This is a genomic window from Streptomyces sp. Z423-1 (genome assembly GCF_013009255.1).
In the GTDB taxonomy this organism is placed as follows: domain Bacteria; phylum Actinomycetota; class Actinomycetes; order Streptomycetales; family Streptomycetaceae; genus Streptomyces; species Streptomyces gossypiisoli.
On record NZ_CP053109.1, the window covers coordinates 3,473,945 to 3,492,480 of the forward strand.

Consider the following 18,536-nt stretch of genomic DNA (forward strand, 5'->3'; position numbering starts at 1 on the left):
TTTCCCGGCGTAACAGGCGAACCACCGAAGTGTCGCTCAATATGTGCTTATGTGCTTTTTCGTTCAAAGGGGTGACCTGTGACAGAGAGCCCTGTAACTCCGCTTCCCCCGCCCGAGGAGCGGCGACGCCTGCGCGAGGCCGGTGCCCTGACGCGGGCTCAGGTCGCGTCCCGGGTGGGCGTCTCCAAGGCAACGGTGCGGGCGTGGGAGTCCGGTCGCACGACGCCCGACGGCCGGAAGGCGGAGGCGTACGCGACACTGCTGGCCTCCCTCGCGACCGAGGCCGCCGCCACCGCCGTACGAACCGAAGAGCAGCCCGCATCCGGCCCTGAGCCGTCACCCGAATCGTCACCCGGGTCGCTACCCGGGTCGCCACCCGATTCCTCGCCGGTATCGCTGCCCGAATCGTCACCCGAACGCGAGTCGGGCCTCGAACCCCTGACGCCCGCTCAGGCCTTCGATGCGCTCTACGCGTTCTGCGCGCCCGACCTCGTCCGGCAGGCCTATGTGCTCACCGGGCGGCGCGAGCTGGCGCGCGAGTCGGTCGAGCGGGCCTTCCAACTCGCCTGGCAGCGCTGGCCCGAGGTGGCCGTGGACCCGGACCCGGCGGGCTGGGTGCGGCTGGCGGCGTACGAGTACGCGCTCTCCCCTTGGCACCGTTTCCGCCCCCGCTACCGCCATCCGGAGCCCCCACCGGCCGACCAGCGCGACCGCGCGCTGCTCAGCGCCCTCCTGGAACTCCCGCCCCCGTACCGCCGTACCCTCCTCCTCTACGACGGTGTGGGCCTCGACCTGCCGGAGACCGCGGCGGAGACGGAGGCGAGCACCCCGGCGACGGCGAACCGTCTGATGCACGCGCGCCAGGCCGTCGCGTCCTGCCTGCCCGACCTCGCCGACCCGGAAGAACTGCAGCGGCGGCTCACCGACCTGGCGTCCACGGAGCGGCTGCGCGCGGCCAGACCCGTCGCGGTCCGCAGGGGCGGCGAACGCCGGGCCCAGTTCTGGACCCGGGCCGCGATCGCGTTCACGGTCACCCTGATCGGTGCGACGGCACTGACCCTGCGGACGGCTCCGACGCAGTACGAGCCACCGGTGCCCCCCGGTGAGACCGTGCGGGGCGTGCCCCCGCGGGCGGCGCCGGGCCCGCTGTCGTACGAACAGCTGATGCTGCGGGAGAAGCTGCGGCAGGCGATGGCGAGTGGGGAGGAGCGGTTGGTGCCGGAGGCGAGGTGAGCGTGCGGTGTGCGTCAGCTGAGCGTGAGGTGTGCGTGAGCTGAGCGTGCGGTGTGCGTGAGCTGAGCGTGCGGAAGGGCCCGCTCCCGTGGCCGAGTGGTGGCCGGAGTGCGGGCCCTTCCGTCTGCTATTCGCTGTATCAGCTGTGCGCTGCGTCAGCTGTGCGCCGTGTCAGCCGGCGAGGATCTCGCGGGCCAGCTTCGCGGTCTCGGTCGGGGTCTTGCCGACCTTGACGCCCGCGGCCTCCAGGGCCTCCTTCTTCGCCTGGGCGGTGCCCGACGAACCGGAGACGATGGCGCCGGCGTGGCCCATGGTCTTGCCCTCGGGGGCGGTGAAGCCCGCGACGTAGCCGACGACCGGCTTGGTCACGTTCTCCTTGATGAAGGCCGCGGCCCGCTCCTCGGCGTCGCCACCGATCTCGCCGATCATCACGATCAGGTCGGTGTCGGGGTCGGCCTGGAAGGCGGCGAGGGCGTCGATGTGCGTCGTACCGATGATCGGGTCGCCACCGATGCCGACGGCCGTCGAGAAGCCGATGTCCCGCAGCTCGTACATCATCTGGTACGTCAGCGTGCCGGACTTCGAGACCAGGCCGATGCGGCCCGGCTTGGTGATGTCGCCCGGGATGATGCCGACGTTGGACTGGCCCGGGGTGATGATGCCGGGGCAGTTCGGGCCGATGATGCGGGTCTTGTTGCCCTTCTTGCCGGCGTACGCCCAGAAGGACGCCGAGTCGTGCACGGCGATGCCCTCGGTGATGACGACGGCCAGCGGGATCTCGGCGTCGATGGCCTCGACGACCGCGTCCTTGGTGAACTTCTCCGGCACGAAGATGACGGAGACGTTGGCGCCGGTCTTCTCGATGGCCTCCTTGACGGTGCCGAAGACGGGTACCTCGGTGCCGTCGAAGTCCACGGACTGACCCGCCTTGCGCGGGTTCACGCCGCCCACGACGTGCGTGCCGTCACCGAGCATGAGCTTGGTGTGCTTCATGCCGGTGGCGCCGGTCATGCCCTGGACGATGACCTTGCTGTCCTTGTTGAGCCAGATAGCCATGGTGTGTGGATGTCCTCGTCCTAGGTGCTTACTTGGCGGCTGCGGCGAGCTCGGCGGCCTTGTCGGCCGCACCGTCCATGGTGTCGACGCGCTGGACCAGCGGGTGGTTGGCGTCGGTGAGGATCTGCCGGCCGAGCTCGGCGTTGTTGCCGTCGAGACGGACGACCAGCGGCTTGGTGACGTTCTCACCGCGGTCCTCCAGCAGCTTCAGGGCCTGGACGATGCCGTTGGCGACCTCGTCGCAGGCGGTGATGCCGCCGAAGACGTTGACGAACACGGACTTCACGTCCGGGTCGCCGAGGATGATCTCCAGGCCGTTCGCCATCACCTGGGCGGAGGCGCCGCCGCCGATGTCCAGGAAGTTGGCGGGCTTGACGTTGCCGTGCTTCTCACCGGCGTACGCGACGACGTCCAGGGTGCTCATCACGAGACCCGCGCCGTTGCCGATGATGCCGACCTCGCCGTCGAGCTTGACGTAGTTGAGGTTCTTCTCCTTGGCGGCCGCCTCGAGCGGGTTGGCGGCGGCCTTGTCGTGGAGTTCCTCGTACTCGGGGTGACGGAACTCGGCGTTGTCGTCCAGCGACACCTTGCCGTCGAGGGCGATGACGTCACCGGAGGCGACCTTCGCGAGCGGGTTCACCTCGACGAGGAGGGCGTCCGACTTGATGAAGGTGTCCCACAGCTTGACGAGGACGTTCACGACCTTGTCGGCGACCTCGGCCGGGAACTTGGCGGCCTCGACGATCTCGCGGGCCTTGGCCTCGTCCACACCGTCGATGGGGTCGATCGCGATCTTGGCGACGGCCTCCGGACGGGTGGCCGCCACCTCCTCGATCTCCACGCCGCCCTCGACGGAGGCGATGGAGAGGAAGGTGCGGTTGGCGCGGTCGAGGAGGAAGGAGACGTAGTACTCCTCGAGGATCTCCGGGGCCGTCTCGGCGATCATGACCTTGTGGACCGTGTGGCCCTTGATGTCCATGCCGAGAATGTCCGTCGCGCGGGCAACGGCCTCGTCCGGGGTGGCGGCCAGCTTCACGCCACCGGCCTTGCCGCGGCCACCGACCTTCACCTGCGCCTTGACGACGGACTTGCCGCCCAGACGCTCGGTGATCTCGCGCGCCGCCTCAGGCGTGTCGATGACTTCACCGGCCAGCACCGGTACATCGTGCTTGGCGAAGAGGTCCCTCGCCTGGTACTCGAACAGGTCCACGCGCTTCCGTCCCTATCAGTGATCTCGCGGTTCGTTGGATGCGTGGGCGTGCCGCGAAGGGCAACGTGACGACCGCATGTGTCACAAGGGAAGCGCACACGGTGTCCGAGCGCGCGGCATGTCCGTCTCGCAGGTTATCTCTGCTTGCGGGGGGCCTCTAAATCGCGGGTCACATGTGAGCGGTGATACCTGTCACATGGTGCCGGGCTCACTGGCACGGGGTGCCGGGGGTGAGGGAACGGGGTGAGCGGGTGGGGGACGGGGTGGGGACGTAGAGGTGGTGGAGCGGGCAGCACGGGGCGGCGGCGAAGCAGCGCGGGGGCGACGCGGGGGCGGAGCCCGGGTGGGGCGACGCAGGCAGCGCGCGGGCACGGGAATGAGCCGGGCGGGGCGACGCAGGCAACGCGGGCACGGGAATGAGCCGAGCGGGACGGCGCAGGCAACGCGGGCGCGGGAAATGGGGCGGGTGCGGTGTCGGCGGACGGGCGGGGCGCACGCGGGGCGGCGCAGGGCCTCACCGGGCTGGGGTTGACCCGGTGAGGCCCCTTGAGCTGCCCCGATGGGGTACCAACGGTCCTCCCGTGGGGCTTCGGGTCCGGCGGCCCCCACCCCAATGGGGACCGCCGAACCCCGTCCGCAGGGTTCCGTCCGGACGAGCCGACGGTGTTCGGCCGCCCGTGCCGGGTGCCTGCGGGGTCGGGAGCACGCCTTGAGGGCGTGCGGGTGCGGGGTGCGCCCAGCGCGCGACCGGCCCTGGGTCAGATGCGGTACGTGCCGCCCTGGCGAATGTCCTGGACGTCCTGGATGTTCTGGATGTCCTGGACGTGGCTTTGGGCGTAGCCCGGCGTGAGCGACTCCGTGACGTTCTCCGCGCCGGTGACGGCGTGGCCGGTCAGCGAGCCGCCGGTGGACTGGACGGTGCCGGTCAGGTCCTGCGCGAAGGGCGCGATGCCGCCCGCGACGCCGTGCACGTACGGGGTGGCCTCGCCGGCGACGCCGTCCGCGAAGGGAGCGACCTCGCCCGTCACGCCGTACGCCAGCGTCGTCGCGCTGCCGCCGACGCCCTCGGCGACCGGCCGCACGGTCCGGGTGACGGTGTCGACGAGCGGCTGGACCGCGCCGGTGACGCCGTCCACGAACGCCGGCACCTCGCCCGTCACGCCCTCGGCGAACCCACCGGCCTGCCCGGCCACGCCGTACGCCAGCGGCGGTACGCCCCCGGCAACCCCGCCCGTGAACGCCTCGACGTCCCCGCCGACGCCGTACGCCAGCCCGCCCGCGTCCGCGACGGCATGCCCGGCGACGGGCACGACGCCCCGCACGGCGCTGTTCGCGACCGGCGGCAGTACGGCACCGGCGGCATCCGCGGTGACCTCGCCGACAAACCCGGCGGCGTACGGCGGCACGTCGGCTACGACGCCCTGCGCGTACGGCGGTACGTCCGCGACAGCGCCCTCGGCCACCGTCCGCACGTCACCCACCGCGCCTCCGGCCACGCCGTGCACATCGGTCACGGCCTCACCGGCCACCGGCCCCGCACCGGCGACCGCACCGCCCGCGACAGCCTGCACGTCCGCCACCGCCGCACCGGCGACAGGCTGCACGCCCTGCACCACCCCGCCGACGACGGGCTGCACATCGGCGACCACCCCGTACGCCAGCGCGGCCGCGGCGCCCACCGCGTGCCCGGCGATCGGGGCGACCCCGGCCGCGGCCCCGCCGACGACCGGCGTCACGCCGTACACCGCGTTGGTGACCACGGGCGCAACCCCGTGCACGGCACCCTCCGCAACCGGCGTCACCCCGGCGACCGCCCCGGTGACGGCCGGCGTCACACCCTGCACGGCGTGGCCGGCGACCGGCGTCACCCCGGCCACCGCCGCACCGGCGACGGGCACCGCCCCAGCCACGGCCCCCTGGGCAACCGGCCCCACTCCGCCCACGGCAGTCCCGACCACGGGCGGCACCACAGCGGCTCCCGTCTCCGCGGCAACCGCCGCGACGGTCCCCGGTACCCCGGCAACCGTGCCCGTGACATGGCTCGACACCCCGTCAACGGTGCCCGTCACCTGCCCCGGCACACCGGCGACACTCCCGTGAGCGGCCCCGGTCACCGCACCGACCTCTCCCTGGGCGGTGCTGACCAGCCCCCTGGCCCGCCCATCGACTCCGGCAACCGCGCCCTGCGCCACTGCGTCCGCACCCGCCGCCGTACCCCCCGCACCGGCGACCGCGTACTGCGCCTTCGTCCGTACGAGCCCCTCGGCCCCCTGCGCCTGCAGCGCCCGGTCCAACTCGGGTGCGAACGCGGAGAGCGGACCGAACAGGTAGTCGACAACGTCCTGCGAGGCGACCGCACCGGCGTCGGAAACGGCAGCCCCGGCCGCGGCCCTGGCCTCGACCTGCGCAGCCGCCCGAGCGGCCTGTGCCCCCTGAATGGCCTGCGCACCCCGGACCTTCGCCCCGTTCGGAACCGTCACGTCGGCATCGACATACCGACGCGCCTGCTCGGCGACGCCACCCCCGGCCGACGCCGCCGCGCCGACCGCCTTGCCGGTCTTCACACCGGCCTTGGCGTCCCCGGCCTGCGCGCCGCTGGTCCCCACGACGGTGTTCCCGCTGACCTTCTCGGAAACGGTCTCCCTCACCTCGGAGACACCCCCGTCAACCGCATCGGTGACCTCGCCGAGCGAACCCTCGGCATCCACGGTCGCATCCGAAACGGAGAGGGAGGAAGCGGGCAGTTCATCGGCGCTCGCGGCAGCGGAACCGAGCGCCCACGCGCCGGTGACCCCGGCGGCTATGACGATGGAACGACGGATGTTCTTGTTCATTGCGTGTGTCTGATCCTTCGGGACTGGACGTCCGGAACCGGACGTCCGAGGCACAAGCCCACCGGCCGGATCACCGAGCAACGGCGACCTCTGACCAGGGGCTCCCGCCAAGGGACTGGGGACCTTCCGGCACCGTCACCGACCGCGATCCCGGAACTCGGGACCAACAAGCGCTTCGGATACGACGCCGGCGGCTTCCGTCCGTCGACCAGGAAAGGTCCGGACGGTCGGGCAGACCTGTTCCGCCCCCGCGCGACAGGTCTACGGCGGGGGGAAGGCCTGCCCTAGCCGGGGAAAACGGGGATGTCCCGGTGCCGGTCCCGCGTCCCGTCCGCCTCGACGCGCGCGGCCGCACCCGGCATGAGCCCCACGGGCGTCCGCTGACTCACCGTCACCGCGTGCGCGTCACCATGCCGCGGCGAACCACTGTCCGCCGCCGACCGACTGTCCAGCACCCCTTCGCCACGACCGGCGGGCGCACGATGCCCGGGCGCATACTCCCCACCGGCGCCACCACGCTGCCGAACCCCGTCTCGGTCCACCGCAGCACCCACACCACCGGTGGCCACACCAAGCCCCGGCCCATGGAGGCCAACCGCCCCCACCACACGACCGCGCTCCTCCGAACCACCGTCATGAGAAGCCGAGCCCCCGACCCCACCCGGCAACAACACCACCGCGCCGGGGAGCGGCAAGGTCCGAACCGGAAGCGCGGAAACCCCGGGAAGCTGAGAAACCCCGGGCACTGCCGGGACCCTGGGAAACGCCGGAGCTTGGGGAAACCCGGAGATGCCGGGAATCGCGGGGACGCCGGAAGGCCCAGGCAGGTCGGGCGACTCAGGCAGGCCAGGCAGGTCCGGCAGGTCAGGAGAACCAGGCAGGCCGGAAACCCCGGGCGACGAAGGCGACTCCGGCCGCGAGGGCAACCCGATCGACGCCGCCCCCTGCCCCTCCGTCCCCGCCAACCGACCGGACACCGTCTCCACGACATCCCCGACCGGCCGAACAACCCGCTCACCCACGGACCGCCCGACACCCTCAACGACGGGCTGCCCAACGGCCGGTTCGGCCGACCCACGCGAGCCGAGCGCGCCGCCCCGGGAGCCGCCGAAACGGCCCTCGCCGCCCGCGCGCTCACCCGGCACCACAGCCACCGGCGCAGCCACCCGTGCCAAAGTCCCCGGGCCCGGCGCCGCTTCAGCCGCGTCCGCCCGCTCCCCGCACAGCACCCCCAGCACGAACAACCCACCCACCAGCAGGACCAGGTGCGGCGCACGCCGCCCCGCCGCCACGCGCAACACACGCGTGGCGGCGCCGGACAGTGCGGCTGACCAGGTCAAGAGGGGGAGCATCCTCCCGTGCGGCGGAACAAGTCACGTATCGACGACTACGCGGTACGGGCAAGCGGAGCGCACCGCCCCGCCGATGAGACGTCGATCCTTGCACGTGACTCCCGAGGTTGCGCAAGCCCGGCGTTACCGATGGGTAGTCATATCCCCTTTCGCGCAGGACTCACCCGCTCCTCCCCCGGTCGTCACGCGGTGTCCGGTATCGGCAGCGGACGCTTCTCGATCGCCGCCGCCATCACCTCCGGGAACAGGTCCGGCGTACAGGCGAAGGCCGGCGCCCCGAGCGCCGCCAGCGCGGCCGCGTGCTCCCGGTCGTACGCCGGCGCGCCCTCGTCCGACAGCGCGAGCAGCGTCACGAACTGCACCCCCGCCCCCTTCATCGCCGCCACCCGCTTCAGCATCTCGTTCCGTATCCCCCCTTCGTAGAGATCGCTGATCAGCACGACCACCGTCTCCGCGGGCCGGGTGATCTGCGACTGGCAGTACGCCAGCGCCCGGTTGATGTCCGTACCGCCGCCGAGCTGCGTACCGAACAGCACATCGACCGGGTCCTCAAGCTGGTCGGTGAGATCGACAACCGCCGTGTCGAACACCACGAGTCGCGTGGATATCGTCCTCATGGATGCCAGCACCGCCCCGAACACCGATGCGTACACCACCGACGCCGCCATGGATCCCGACTGATCGATACAGAGGATGACCTCCTTCTTCACTGACTGGGACGCCCGCCCGTAACCGATCAGCCGCTCCGGTACGACCGTTCGGTACTCCGGCAGGTAGTGCTTGAGGTTGGCCGCGATCGTGCGGTTCCAGTCGATGTCGTGGTGGCGCGGCCGGTTGATGCGCGCGCTACGGTCGAGCGCCCCGCTGAGGGTGGCCCGGGTGCGGGTGGCGAGTCTCTTCTCCAGGTCCTCGACGACCTTGCGCACGACGGCCCGCGCCGTCTCCTTCGTCGTCTCCGGCATCGCCTTGTTCAGCGACAGCAGGGTGCCGACGAGATGCACGTCGGCCTCCACCGCCTCCAGCATCTCCGGCTCCAGCAACAGCGCGGACAGCCCGAGCCGGTCGATGGCGTCCCGCTGCATGACCTGCACGACGGACGACGGGAAGTACGTCCGGATGTCTCCGAGCCAGCGCGCCACGGACGGCGCCGACGCCCCCAGCCCCGCCGCACGCTCCCTCCCCGTCTGCGGCTTGTCCCCCTGCCCGTAGAGCGCGGCCAGGGCCCCGTCCATCGCGGCATCCCGCCCGCCGAGGGCACACCCGGTGCCGTCCGCCGCGTCACTCCCCAGCACCAGCCGCCACCGCCGCAATCGCTCCCGCCCGGCGTCATCCAGCTCAGCCACGCCCATGGCTTCCGCAGTCATACGGCCTCCTCCCCACGAATCCCATGAATCCCGCTCCCGCTCATCCGGCCACCCCAGCGAGCTCGGCGCTGTCCTCTTCTCCAGCCCCGTCCAACCCCAGGAGCAACCGCACCACCGGCAGCACGGCATCGGCCCGCTCGGCATCGAGCCCCGCTCCGAAGCCCGGTATCCCCGAGCCCACGGCCGCCGCGCTCCCCCGCTGCCCGGGCTCCCGCCGCACCAGTTCCCCCAGCGTCCTGCGGACCCCCGGCTCGTACGCCGAGAAGGTGCGCCGCAGCAGCGGCAGTACGTCCGTGAACGCCTCCGCCGGTACCCCGGTCAGCCAGCCGTCGACCAGCCCCAGCAGCCGCTCGTCGTGCACCAGCAGCATTCCGCCGCCGCCCCCGCCGACGAACCCCTCGATCCACGCGGCCGCGTCCCCCGGCGGCGTCCCCGGCGAGAGCACCAGCCCCATCAACCGCGCCGCCTCGTCCTGCGCCAACTGCCCGTCGTCCAGCAGCAGCCGCACCGCACGCCCCCGAATCACGCCGGGCACGGTGTCCCGCGCGGAGAGCACTCGCAGCACCGAGTGCCAGCGGCCCCGCAGGTCACCGTGTCCCGCTGCCGGAGCCTCGCCGAGCAACCCCACCGCCGTGTGCACCGCGTCCACATGACGCCGCATCTCCTCCGCGGCGTCGGTGTCGAGCGCGGCACATGCGGGCGGCAGTCCGACGAAGATCCGCTCGGCCAGGCCCGCGGCGACCTCCCCGAGGGCGCCGGTGTCCGTGCCGCGCACGTCGCCGTAGCGCAGCGAGCGGACCAGGGCGGGCAGCGCCTGCGCGAGATGGCCGACATCGGCGTCGAGGGCCGCCCGGTCGGCGAGGATCCGCATCACCGCAGGGAGCGCGTCCGGCAGTTCGGCCAGCAGGCAGCGCTCGGCGAGGGCGGTGACGTCGGCGAGGCCCTGCGCCGCCATCGCGTCGGCCTCCGCCTTGGCGGTCGCGGCGGCGAGCACAGTCGTCCCCCACACTCCCGCCTCGGCGACCCGCACCGACAACTCCGGCTCCCAGCGCAGCCGCCAGGTCTCCCTGAACGTCCCCGTACTGCCCCGCGACACCACCTGCTCGCCCCACACCACGCCCAGCAACCGCAGCCGATGCAGCAACCTGCTGCGCCCGGCATCGGCCTCCTTGCGCAGATCGAGCTCCAGCTCCCGCTCCAGCGCCTCCGGCTTCAGCCGCAGCCGCCGCTGCAGCCGGGCGAGGTCCCGCTGCAACGGCACCGCCGGCGCCGCGTCCGGCACCTCCCCCAGCACGTCCCCCACGATCAGCCGGTCGTGCACCAGCGCCAGCGGCACGTCCGACCCCTCGCACATCACCGCCCGTATGGCGTCGGTGGTCTCACCGAGCCCGGCCAGCGGACGCCCGCGCATCGCGGCGAGCGTCTCGGCCAGCCGGACCGCCTCGATGACATGCGCCGAGGAGACGGTCCGGTCCTCGGCCCGTAGCAGCCCCGCCACCTTGGTCATCCACCGCTCGACCGGCCGGTCCGGCGCCGAGAACAGATGCCCGTACCACCCCGGCGAGTCGATCCCCGCGCCGTACCCGCTCGCCCGCGCCAGCCTGCGATGCGTCCACGGCACCCAGGTCATGTCGACCTTGACCTTGGGCAGCCCCTTCAGCAGCGCCCGGTCTGCCGCGACGGTCACCTTCTGCCGCAGCGCGGGCACATGCCACGCCCCGCACACCACGGCCACACCGCCCCCGAACTCCCGCTGGGCAGTCCGCACCTGGAGCCGCATATACGCCTCCCGCACGAGGTCCCGGTCATGTCCCCCGCTCCCGTACACCTCCCGCAGCGCGCCCATCGCCTCCTCGACAACGGCGAACGGAGCGAACGCGTCCCCCTCACCGAGCCCCCGATGCTCGACGACGTCCTCCCACCAGCGCTCGGCGTCGTCATAACCAGCCGCCTCGGCGAGCACACCGAGCGGATCGACCCGCACGTCGGACTGGGGGGCAGCATCGGTGCCGGCGTCGGCGCCGGCGTCGGCGTCGGCGTCGGGCCCAGCCTCACCGCCCCCAACACCACCGCCGTCCCCAGCCGACTCCCCCTCCGCCTCGCTCCCCCACACCAGCGTGTGCGTGGCCGGCAGGTCGATGAAGCGGGCCGGAACCCCCTGCTCCAGGGCCCACCGAATCGCCACCCACTCCGGCGAGAACTCGGCCAGCGGCCAGAACGCCGAACGCCCGGGCTCGTCCACGGCATGGACCAGCAGGGCGACCGGCGGCCGCATGTCCTCGTCGCCGGCCAGCGGGATCAGCGCGTCGGCCTCGGGCGGCCCCTCGATCAGCAGCACCCGCGGCCGGGCCGCGTCCAACGCCGCCCGCACGGCCCGAGCCGACCCCGGCCCGTGATGCCGTACGCCGAACAGCAGCGGCTCAGTGCCGGTCAAGCCGCTGCTCCCGGCGCGCTCAACGCCCGTCACACCGTCCCCCTCGCCTCCGAGGCCACCCCAGGTCGTCGTCATCCGTCGCGCCGACGCACTCCACGACCGCTGTGTCCCACCCGTTGACGCTCATGCGCTCACCTCCCGGCAGGCCCGGTAGAAGTCCTTCCAGCCGTCCCGCTCCCGTACGACCGCCTCCAGGTACTCCTGCCAGACGACCCGGTCCGCCGCCGGATCCCGGACGACCGCGCCGAGGATGCCCGCGGCGACGTCGCTCGGCCGCAGCACGCCGTCGCCGAAGTGGGCGGCCAGCGCAAGACCGTTGGTGACGACGGAGATCGCCTCGGCGGTGGACAGCGTGCCGCTGGGCGACTTGACCTTCGTACGGCCGTCGGCCGTGATCCCGTCCCTCAGCTCACGGAACACGGTCACCACGCGCCGGATCTCATCGACGCCGTCGGGCACGGCCGGCAGGTCGAGCGAGCGGCCGATCTGGTCGACGCGGCGCGAGACGATGTCGACCTCGGCCTCGACGCTGTCCGGCAGCGGCAGCACCACCGTGTTGAAGCGGCGGCGCAGTGCGCTGGACAGGTCGTTGACCCCGCGGTCGCGGTCGTTGGCCGTGGCGATCAGGTTGAAGCCGCGGACGGCCTGCACCTCCTGGCCCAACTCCGGTATCGGCAGCGTCTTCTCCGACAGGATCGTGATGAGCGTGTCCTGGACATCGGCCGGGATCCGGGTCAGTTCCTCGACCCGTGCGGTCATGCCCTCGGCCATGGCCCGCATGACGGGGCTCGGCACGAGGGCGTCCCGGCTGGGGCCGTGGGCGAGCAGCTGCGCGTAGTTCCAGCCGTACCGGATCGCCTCCTCCGGTGTGCCCGCGGTGCCCTGCACGAGCAGCGTCGAGTCGCCACTGACCGCCGCGGCCAGGTGCTCGGACACCCATGTCTTCGCGGTGCCGGGCACGCCGAGCAGGAGCAGGGCGCGGTCGGTGGCCAGCGTGGTGACGGCGACCTCGACGATGCGGCGCGGTCCCACGTATTTAGGCGTGATCACCGTGCCGTCGGGCAGCGTGCCGCCGAGGAGGTAGGTGGCGACGGCCCACGGCGACAGCTTCCAGCGGGCCGGGCGCGGCCTGTCGTCCTGCGCGGCCAGCGCGGCGAGTTCATCCGCGAAGGCGTCCTCGGCGTGCGGCCGCAGCGCCTCCGCTTCTTCTTGCACGGACGTGTTCTCGGTCTGATCGACAAACGTCGGTTCCTCGGACACAGGCATGGCTGAGTCCCCCTCCAGCTCGGCCGGTTCGGATCTGGCATCCACGTTGCACCACACCACTGACAATGCGTTCTGAACTGCGAAAATGTGCTCGCCGGGCCGATTGTCAGTGGTGGGATCTACCTTCGATGGCATGACTCAGCAGGGGGTGCGCTGGACTGCGGAACAGGTGCTGGCACTGGCGCCTGACGCCGCGTCACGCAAGGCGGGAAGCAAACTCGGAGCGGCCGGGCCGTGGTCCGAGGCGGGGAGTTCCGACGAGGGGACGGTATGGGGACTGTGCAAAGGCAGCGGCAGCAGGCCGTATCAGACGGTCATCGACATCGCGGACGCGTCCGGCCCCGCGTACAAGTGCAGTTGTCCGAGCCGCAAGTTCCCGTGCAAGCACGCGCTCGGGCTGCTGCTGCTCTGGTCGGGCGACGACGGGGCGGTGCCGCCGGGCCAGGCGCCGGACTGGGCCGAGCAGTGGATAGCGGGCAGACGGCAGCGCGCCGCGGAGAAACGGACGCCGGGGACGGCGGGTTCGCCGCCCGCCGCCGCTGATCCCGAGGCGGCGCGGCGTCGTGCGGAGCGACGTGCCGAGCGGATCACGGCGGGCGCGACCGAGTTGGAGCAGCGCTTGGCGGACCTGCTGCGCGGCGGCCTGGCCGCGGCGGAGCAGGCGGGGTACGGACTGTGGGAGGAGACGGCGGCCCGCATGGTCGACGCCCAGGCGCCCGGGCTGGCCGCGCGGGTGAGGGAGTTGGGGGCGATCCCGGCGTCCGGGCCGGGGTGGCCGGTGCGACTGCTGGAGGAGTGCGCGCTGCTCCACCTCCTCGACCAGGGCTGGCTGCACCGCGACCGGCTGCCCGAGAGCCTGGCGGCGACGGTCCGTTCCCGTGTCGGCCTGCCCGCCTCGGCGGACGGCCCGCCGGTGCGCGACCGCTGGCTGGTCCTCGCCCAGTACGACACGGCGGACACCCGACTGACGACGCGCCGGATCTGGCTGTACGGCGCCGACTCCGACCGCACCACGCTTCTCCTCTCCTACGGCGCGGCCGGCCGGGCTCCGGAGCTCGCTCTGCCGGTCGGACTGACCCTGGAGGCGGAGGTCTCCGCCTACCCGGGGGCGGGCCAGGCGCGCGCGGCACTCGGCGAACAGTTCGCGCCGCCCGCACCGACGTCGATCCGGCCTCCGGGCATGACGACGACCCAAGCCGCCGTCCACTACGGCGAGGCACTCCGCGCCGACCCGTGGCTCGACTCGGTCCCGGCAACCCTGGACCGGGTCATACCGACCCCGGACGGCAACTCCTGGCAGCTGGCCGACGCCGACGAGGACGCGGCGCTGCCCCTCACCCCGGCCGCCCGCGCCCGCCCGGGCCTCTGGCGGCTCGTCGCCCTCTCGGGCGGCGCCCCCGTCAAGGTCTTCGGCGAGTGCGGCCACCAGGGCTTCACCCCACTGACGGCCTGGCCCCAGGGCACGGACACGCCGGTACCACTGTGCTGACCCCGCCCTTCACCGCCGTACGCCCCGGACGGCCGCGGATCAGCGCGCCGAAGGGACTCTCCTGACACCGAAAGGACTCTCGTGAACAGGACCGCAACTGCTGTGGAGCCGCCCGCACCGGGCGTGCTCGCCGACCACGGTCACGCGGGCGCCACCGCCTGGGAGGACCTGGTCACCACCGCCCTGCTCGGCACGGACCGGCGCACGCCGCCACCCTCACTCTCCGCTCTCTCCGCTCCGGGCCGGGAGGCACCGATGGCCCTGCTGGACGCCGCGGCCGCGGAGACGGTACGACGCCGGGCCGGCCTCCGCCCCGCCCGCCCGGCACCGCGCCCCGACCCGGCCCCCGAAGACTCGCGCCCGCCCCTCCCGGCCGCCGCGGCCCGCAGACTCGCCCTGCTGCTGGCCGACCGCCCCGGCGCATCCGGCGGCGGCCGCAGAGGCGCGGCACCGGACCTCATGGAGCTGCTGCCGCAGTGGCTCGCGCTGGCCAACGCCCACCACTACGCGGCACCCCCGGAGACACTGCCCGCGCTCCTGGACGCGGCCCGCGGCCGTACGGACCTCCGCCCCGCCGCCCTGACCTTCGCCGGCCCGCGCGCTCTGTGGCTGGCCCGCCTCAACCCGGACTGGCGCTTCGCGCTGCGCGCGACCCCGGGCGGAGGCACGACGCTGCCGCACCTCCAGGACACGGAGAACGTGCAACAACTCTGGCAGGAGGGCCTGTTCGCCGAACGGGTGTCCCTCCTGGCCGCACTCCGTGCCCAGGACGCCACCACCGCACGCGATCTGCTCGCATCCACCTGGGCGACGGAACGGGCCGAGGACCGCCTGATGTTCCTCGACTCCCTTCGTACGAATCTCACCGCCGAGGACGAGCCGTTCCTGGAGCAGGCCCTGGCCGACCGGAGCCGCAACGTACGGGCCACCGCGGCCGAGCTGCTCTCGGCACTGCCCGGCTCGGCACTGGCCGCGCGGATGGCGGTCCGCGCCGGGGCGTGCGTGGCCCTGGACCACACCCGGGACACGCCCACGATCACCGTCGAGGCACCGCACGAGTGCGACGCGAGCATGGAGCGGGACGGCGTGGTCGCCAAGGCCCCGGCCGGGCGCGGCGAACGCTCCTGGTGGTTCGGCCAGTTGGTGGAAGCAGCGCCCCTCGCGACCTGGCAGGCCCGGCTGGGCGGCCGTAGGCCCCAGGAGATTGTGGCTCTCCCGGTGGCCGACGACTGGCAGGCCGATCTGCACGCCGCCTGGTGCCGGGCGGCGGTCAGACAGCGGAACGCCGACTGGTCCCGCGCCCTGCTGGGCGCGCCCTCGGCCCCGGAGGCGGGCGGCCCCGGCGCTGTGTCGCTGGCCGAGCGGGCCAAGCTGCTGGACACCCTCGGCGCCGACGAGCGAGCCGACTGGGTCGCGGGGTTCATCGCCACGCACGGCTTGTCCGAGGCGTTCCAGCTGCTGGGGGTCTGTGCGGTGCCGTGGTCCGCGCCTCTCGGACGGGCGGTGGTCGACGCGCTCAATATCGCGCGGGACGCGGGAAGTTATCCATGGAGCTTCAGTGGAGTGATGGGCCTGGCGGAACGCTGCCTCGACCCGTCCGAGGCCAACCGCCTCGACGGCCTCCTGTCGATACCCGAGGAACCGGAGAACGCGTCACCAGGAGCAGGCGGCTACTGGGCCGAGGCCTTCCAGCGCCTGGTCACGACCCTGCGCCTACGAGCGGCGATGGCCGAGGAGCTGAACCCTTGACGGAAACGGAGCACGGCACCGGCCCTCGCCTGCCACATCGCCGGGCGGCCACAACACCAGCCCTCACGTGCTCCACCGCCGGAACGGCCACCACAACAGCACTCACCAGCCCCACCGCCGGAACGGCCACCACACCAGCCCTCACCAGCCCCACCCCGGCGGCGGAACGCTGCGACACGACCGCTGCCCTGCTGCGGCCCCGGCGTTCTCACGGCTCCGGACTGGACGCCCTCACCCCGCCCCGGCAACGGAGCACCGCGCCAGATGCGCGCTCGCCCCGCCGCCACCGCGCAAGGCTCACGCCTCCGCCGGCTGCCGCACGTTCTCCCGCACCCACTCCACGATCGACGTGGTTGTCGCCCCGGGCGTGAAGATCTCGGCGACGCCCTTCTCCTTCAGCGGAGCGATGTCCCCCTCGGGAATGATGCCGCCCCCGAAGACCAGGATGTCCTCAGCGTCACGCTCCTTGAGGAGGTCGATCACGGCGGCGAAGAGCGTGTTGTGCGCCCCGGACAGGATCGACAGTCCGATCGCGTCGGCGTCCTCCTGAATCGCGGTGTCGACGATCTGCTCGGGCGTCTGGTGGAGCCCCGTGTAGATGACCTCCATACCGGCATCCCGCAGCGCCCGCGCGATCACCTTGGCCCCGCGATCGTGGCCGTCGAGCCCCGGCTTGGCCACCACCACGCGGATCGGACCGGCTGCCACACCCATCACTGCCTCCATGAAGCGATTACATCCATCCGTACCGACAAGTACCGCACAGATCCGTCATGCCCGTACGCGCGGCGCGCCACCCGCACCGACGACCACCGCACGCTCGCCGGGCCGCACCCGGCCGCACCCACCGGGGAAGTGAACGAACGTTATCGCCAGCAGCCCGCAACCGGCAGTTTTACGGTGTGGACCGAGGGGGAAATCACATAGTGGGACACATTCGAACGCGCGGAGTTCCAGGGAACCCCGCGCAACGGGAGCCGCAACGAGGCCGCCCCATCTCCGCGCCGCAGGCCGCGCGCCGCGGGTCGGTGAGGCGTATCGACGCAGGCACGAAGGGCATCACCGACACGTAGCGCAGGGGATACAGAAAGTCACCGACACCACATCAGCCTCACAGCACACACAACGCATCACAGTCCAGCACGAGACCGAACAACACCAGACAGGCGGCAAGGCCACACACAGCGCGACCCACATCACAATCTGCACCACCTCGCGCCACCAAGCACCACGGCGCACACCCCGTACCCAGCGCACACGCCGTACGACCCGCGCCACCCGCACTACCCCGGACCACTCCGCACCGCCCCGCACCACGCGCCACCCTTCGCGCCCCGTAGCCCTCCACCGCGACTCCCACGGGCGCACACGGGACAGAGCCGTCCACCGTGTGCCGACGGGAGGTCGGCCATGAAGGTCACGCAGGTCACCAGGGCGCTGCTGCCCTTTCACCCGCTCCACCGGCATCTACTCCCCATCCCGAGCAGCCTCGCGGGACTCTCACTGGCCCTCCTGAAAGCCACCGCCCTGGAGATCGCGATCCTGGCCGGGCACCTGATCCTCTATCCCTCCGGCATCGTCCAGGAACGCCGTACGCCGGCTCCCCGGATCCCCGCCCAGGAGGACGCCGCCCAGCTCCCCACGGAGTCGAAGCCGCCGGTCGTCCTGCTGCACGGATTCATCGACAACCGCTCGGTCTTCCTGCTCCTGCGCCGCTCCCTGGCGCAGCACGGCAGGCACCAGGTCGTATCGCTGAACTACTCCCCGCTGACCTGCGACATCCGTGCGGCCGCCAAGCTGCTCGGCCGACACATAGAGGAGATCTGCGAGCGCACGGACAGCGATCAGGTCGACATCGTGGGCCACAGCCTCGGTGGCCTGATCGCGCGCTACTACGTGCAGCGACTCGCCGGCGACACACGCGTCCGGACACTCGTCACCCTCGGTACACCCCACTCCGGCACGCGGGTGGCGCCGCTGGCGAACGCGCACCCCATAGTGCGCCAGATGCGCCCCGGCTCCGCCGTCATCGAGGAGCTCGCGCTGCCCGCGCCCGGCTGCCGTACGCGGTTCGTGAGCTTCTGGAGCGACCTCGACCACCTGATGGACCCACTGGAGACGGCCTGCCTGGAGCACCCTGACCTGCGGGCGCAGAACGTCCGGGTGAGCGGCATCGGCCACCTCGCCCTCCCTGTGCACCCCGCCGTCGCGTCCGGCATACGCCAGGCCCTCGAGGGCGCCTACCACAGCAGTACGGAGGGTGCACAGTCCGCCACGCGCAACGGCGGCCTCACCGTGGCCTGACCATTCCCCGCCGGTCACCGGCGCGTCACCCACCAGCCCCGGCCGGTCACCCCCTGGCCACCTGCCCGCACCGGGGCCCCACAGCCAACTCATCGCCTCGGAACAGCCGTCGACATCGAACGGTCTTCGAACACAACCCCAAACCCGTGCCCGCAGTCCGCCAAAACACCGCCGAATGCCCGTTTCCTGCGCGCGCGAAACCTGCAGAAGATTGTCGTGCCCGCGTACCGCCGGGTACAGTCGCC

The 18,536-nt window shown here is 72.4% G+C and carries 11 protein-coding genes; 4 read left to right on the top strand and 7 right to left on the bottom strand.

Annotated features, from left to right (window positions below; translation table 11 throughout):
* The first annotated feature begins 78 nt into the window (after positions 1-78).
* Entirely contained in the window at positions 79-1,233 is a 1,155-nt protein-coding gene (locus tag HJD23_RS15565; protein ID WP_171117591.1) for a helix-turn-helix domain-containing protein, read from the top strand.
* Positions 1,234-1,404: 171 nt separating this feature from the next.
* Here the strand turns inward: HJD23_RS15565 and sucD are convergent, their stop codons facing one another.
* From sucD to HJD23_RS15595, 6 genes are all read right to left on the bottom strand, one after another.
* Entirely contained in the window at positions 1,405-2,289 is an 885-nt protein-coding gene (sucD, locus tag HJD23_RS15570; RefSeq protein ID WP_141312482.1) for a succinate--CoA ligase subunit alpha, read from the bottom strand.
* Between the two features lie 28 nt (positions 2,290-2,317).
* A complete protein-coding gene (gene sucC, locus HJD23_RS15575; RefSeq protein WP_171117590.1) occupies positions 2,318-3,499 on the bottom strand; it encodes an ADP-forming succinate--CoA ligase subunit beta in 1,182 nt (393 codons plus the stop codon).
* A gap of 758 nt (positions 3,500-4,257) precedes the next feature.
* The gene (locus tag HJD23_RS43060; RefSeq protein WP_206326323.1) at positions 4,258-6,333 is read right to left on the bottom strand and encodes a hypothetical protein; all 2,076 of its coding nucleotides are present in this window, start codon (positions 6,331-6,333) and stop codon (positions 4,258-4,260) included.
* A 1,534-nt stretch (positions 6,334-7,867) separates the two neighbouring features.
* Positions 7,868-9,049: a VWA domain-containing protein gene (locus HJD23_RS15585; protein ID WP_171117589.1), complete on the bottom strand. Its 1,182-nt coding sequence runs from the start codon at positions 9,047-9,049 to the stop codon at positions 7,868-7,870.
* Positions 9,050-9,089: 40 nt separating this feature from the next.
* Positions 9,090-11,558, bottom strand: a complete 2,469-nt coding sequence (locus HJD23_RS15590; protein WP_240980721.1) for a DUF5682 family protein — start codon at positions 11,556-11,558, stop codon at positions 9,090-9,092.
* A 48-nt stretch (positions 11,559-11,606) separates the two neighbouring features.
* Entirely contained in the window at positions 11,607-12,749 is a 1,143-nt protein-coding gene (locus HJD23_RS15595) for an AAA family ATPase (protein ID WP_171117587.1), read from the bottom strand.
* A 133-nt stretch (positions 12,750-12,882) separates the two neighbouring features.
* On the opposite strand from HJD23_RS15595, the gene HJD23_RS15600 reads away from it, so the two are divergent.
* Together HJD23_RS15600 and HJD23_RS15605 are read left to right on the top strand one after the other, a co-directional pair.
* The gene (locus HJD23_RS15600) at positions 12,883-14,238 is read left to right on the top strand and encodes an SWIM zinc finger family protein (RefSeq protein ID WP_171117586.1); all 1,356 of its coding nucleotides are present in this window, start codon (positions 12,883-12,885) and stop codon (positions 14,236-14,238) included.
* Positions 14,239-14,361: 123 nt separating this feature from the next.
* On the top strand, positions 14,362-15,987 hold the full coding sequence (locus tag HJD23_RS15605; protein ID WP_171119168.1) for a DUF5691 domain-containing protein: 1,626 nt from the start codon (positions 14,362-14,364) through the stop codon (positions 15,985-15,987).
* Positions 15,988-16,284: 297 nt separating this feature from the next.
* Here the strand turns inward: HJD23_RS15605 and HJD23_RS15610 are convergent, their stop codons facing one another.
* A complete protein-coding gene (locus HJD23_RS15610) occupies positions 16,285-16,701 on the bottom strand; it encodes a cobalamin B12-binding domain-containing protein (protein WP_171117585.1) in 417 nt (138 codons plus the stop codon).
* A 696-nt stretch (positions 16,702-17,397) separates the two neighbouring features.
* Between HJD23_RS15610 and HJD23_RS15615 the strand changes: the two genes are divergently transcribed.
* Positions 17,398-18,291 (top strand): alpha/beta fold hydrolase, encoded by an 894-nt coding sequence (locus HJD23_RS15615; RefSeq protein WP_171117584.1) that lies wholly within the window; start codon positions 17,398-17,400, stop codon positions 18,289-18,291.
* The last annotated feature ends 245 nt before the right edge of the window (positions 18,292-18,536 follow it).

Excerpts from the sequence above, each read along its gene's own strand:
- HJD23_RS15585 (WP_171117589.1), bottom strand. The coding sequence starts at position 9,049 with ATGACTGCGGAAGCCATGGGCGTGGCTGAGCTGGATGACGCCGGGCGG.
- HJD23_RS15595 (WP_171117587.1), bottom strand. The coding sequence starts at position 12,749 with ATGCCTGTGTCCGAGGAACCGACGTTTGTCGATCAGACCGAGAACACG.
- sucD (WP_141312482.1), bottom strand. The coding sequence starts at position 2,289 with ATGGCTATCTGGCTCAACAAGGACAGCAAGGTCATCGTCCAGGGCATG.
- HJD23_RS15600 (WP_171117586.1), top strand. The coding sequence starts at position 12,883 with ATGACTCAGCAGGGGGTGCGCTGGACTGCGGAACAGGTGCTGGCACTG.
- HJD23_RS15610 (WP_171117585.1), bottom strand. The coding sequence starts at position 16,701 with ATGGGTGTGGCAGCCGGTCCGATCCGCGTGGTGGTGGCCAAGCCGGGG.
- HJD23_RS15590 (WP_240980721.1), bottom strand. The coding sequence starts at position 11,558 with ATGACGACGACCTGGGGTGGCCTCGGAGGCGAGGGGGACGGTGTGACG.
- HJD23_RS43060 (WP_206326323.1), bottom strand. The coding sequence starts at position 6,333 with ATGAACAAGAACATCCGTCGTTCCATCGTCATAGCCGCCGGGGTCACC.
- HJD23_RS15615 (WP_171117584.1), top strand. The coding sequence starts at position 17,398 with ATGAAGGTCACGCAGGTCACCAGGGCGCTGCTGCCCTTTCACCCGCTC.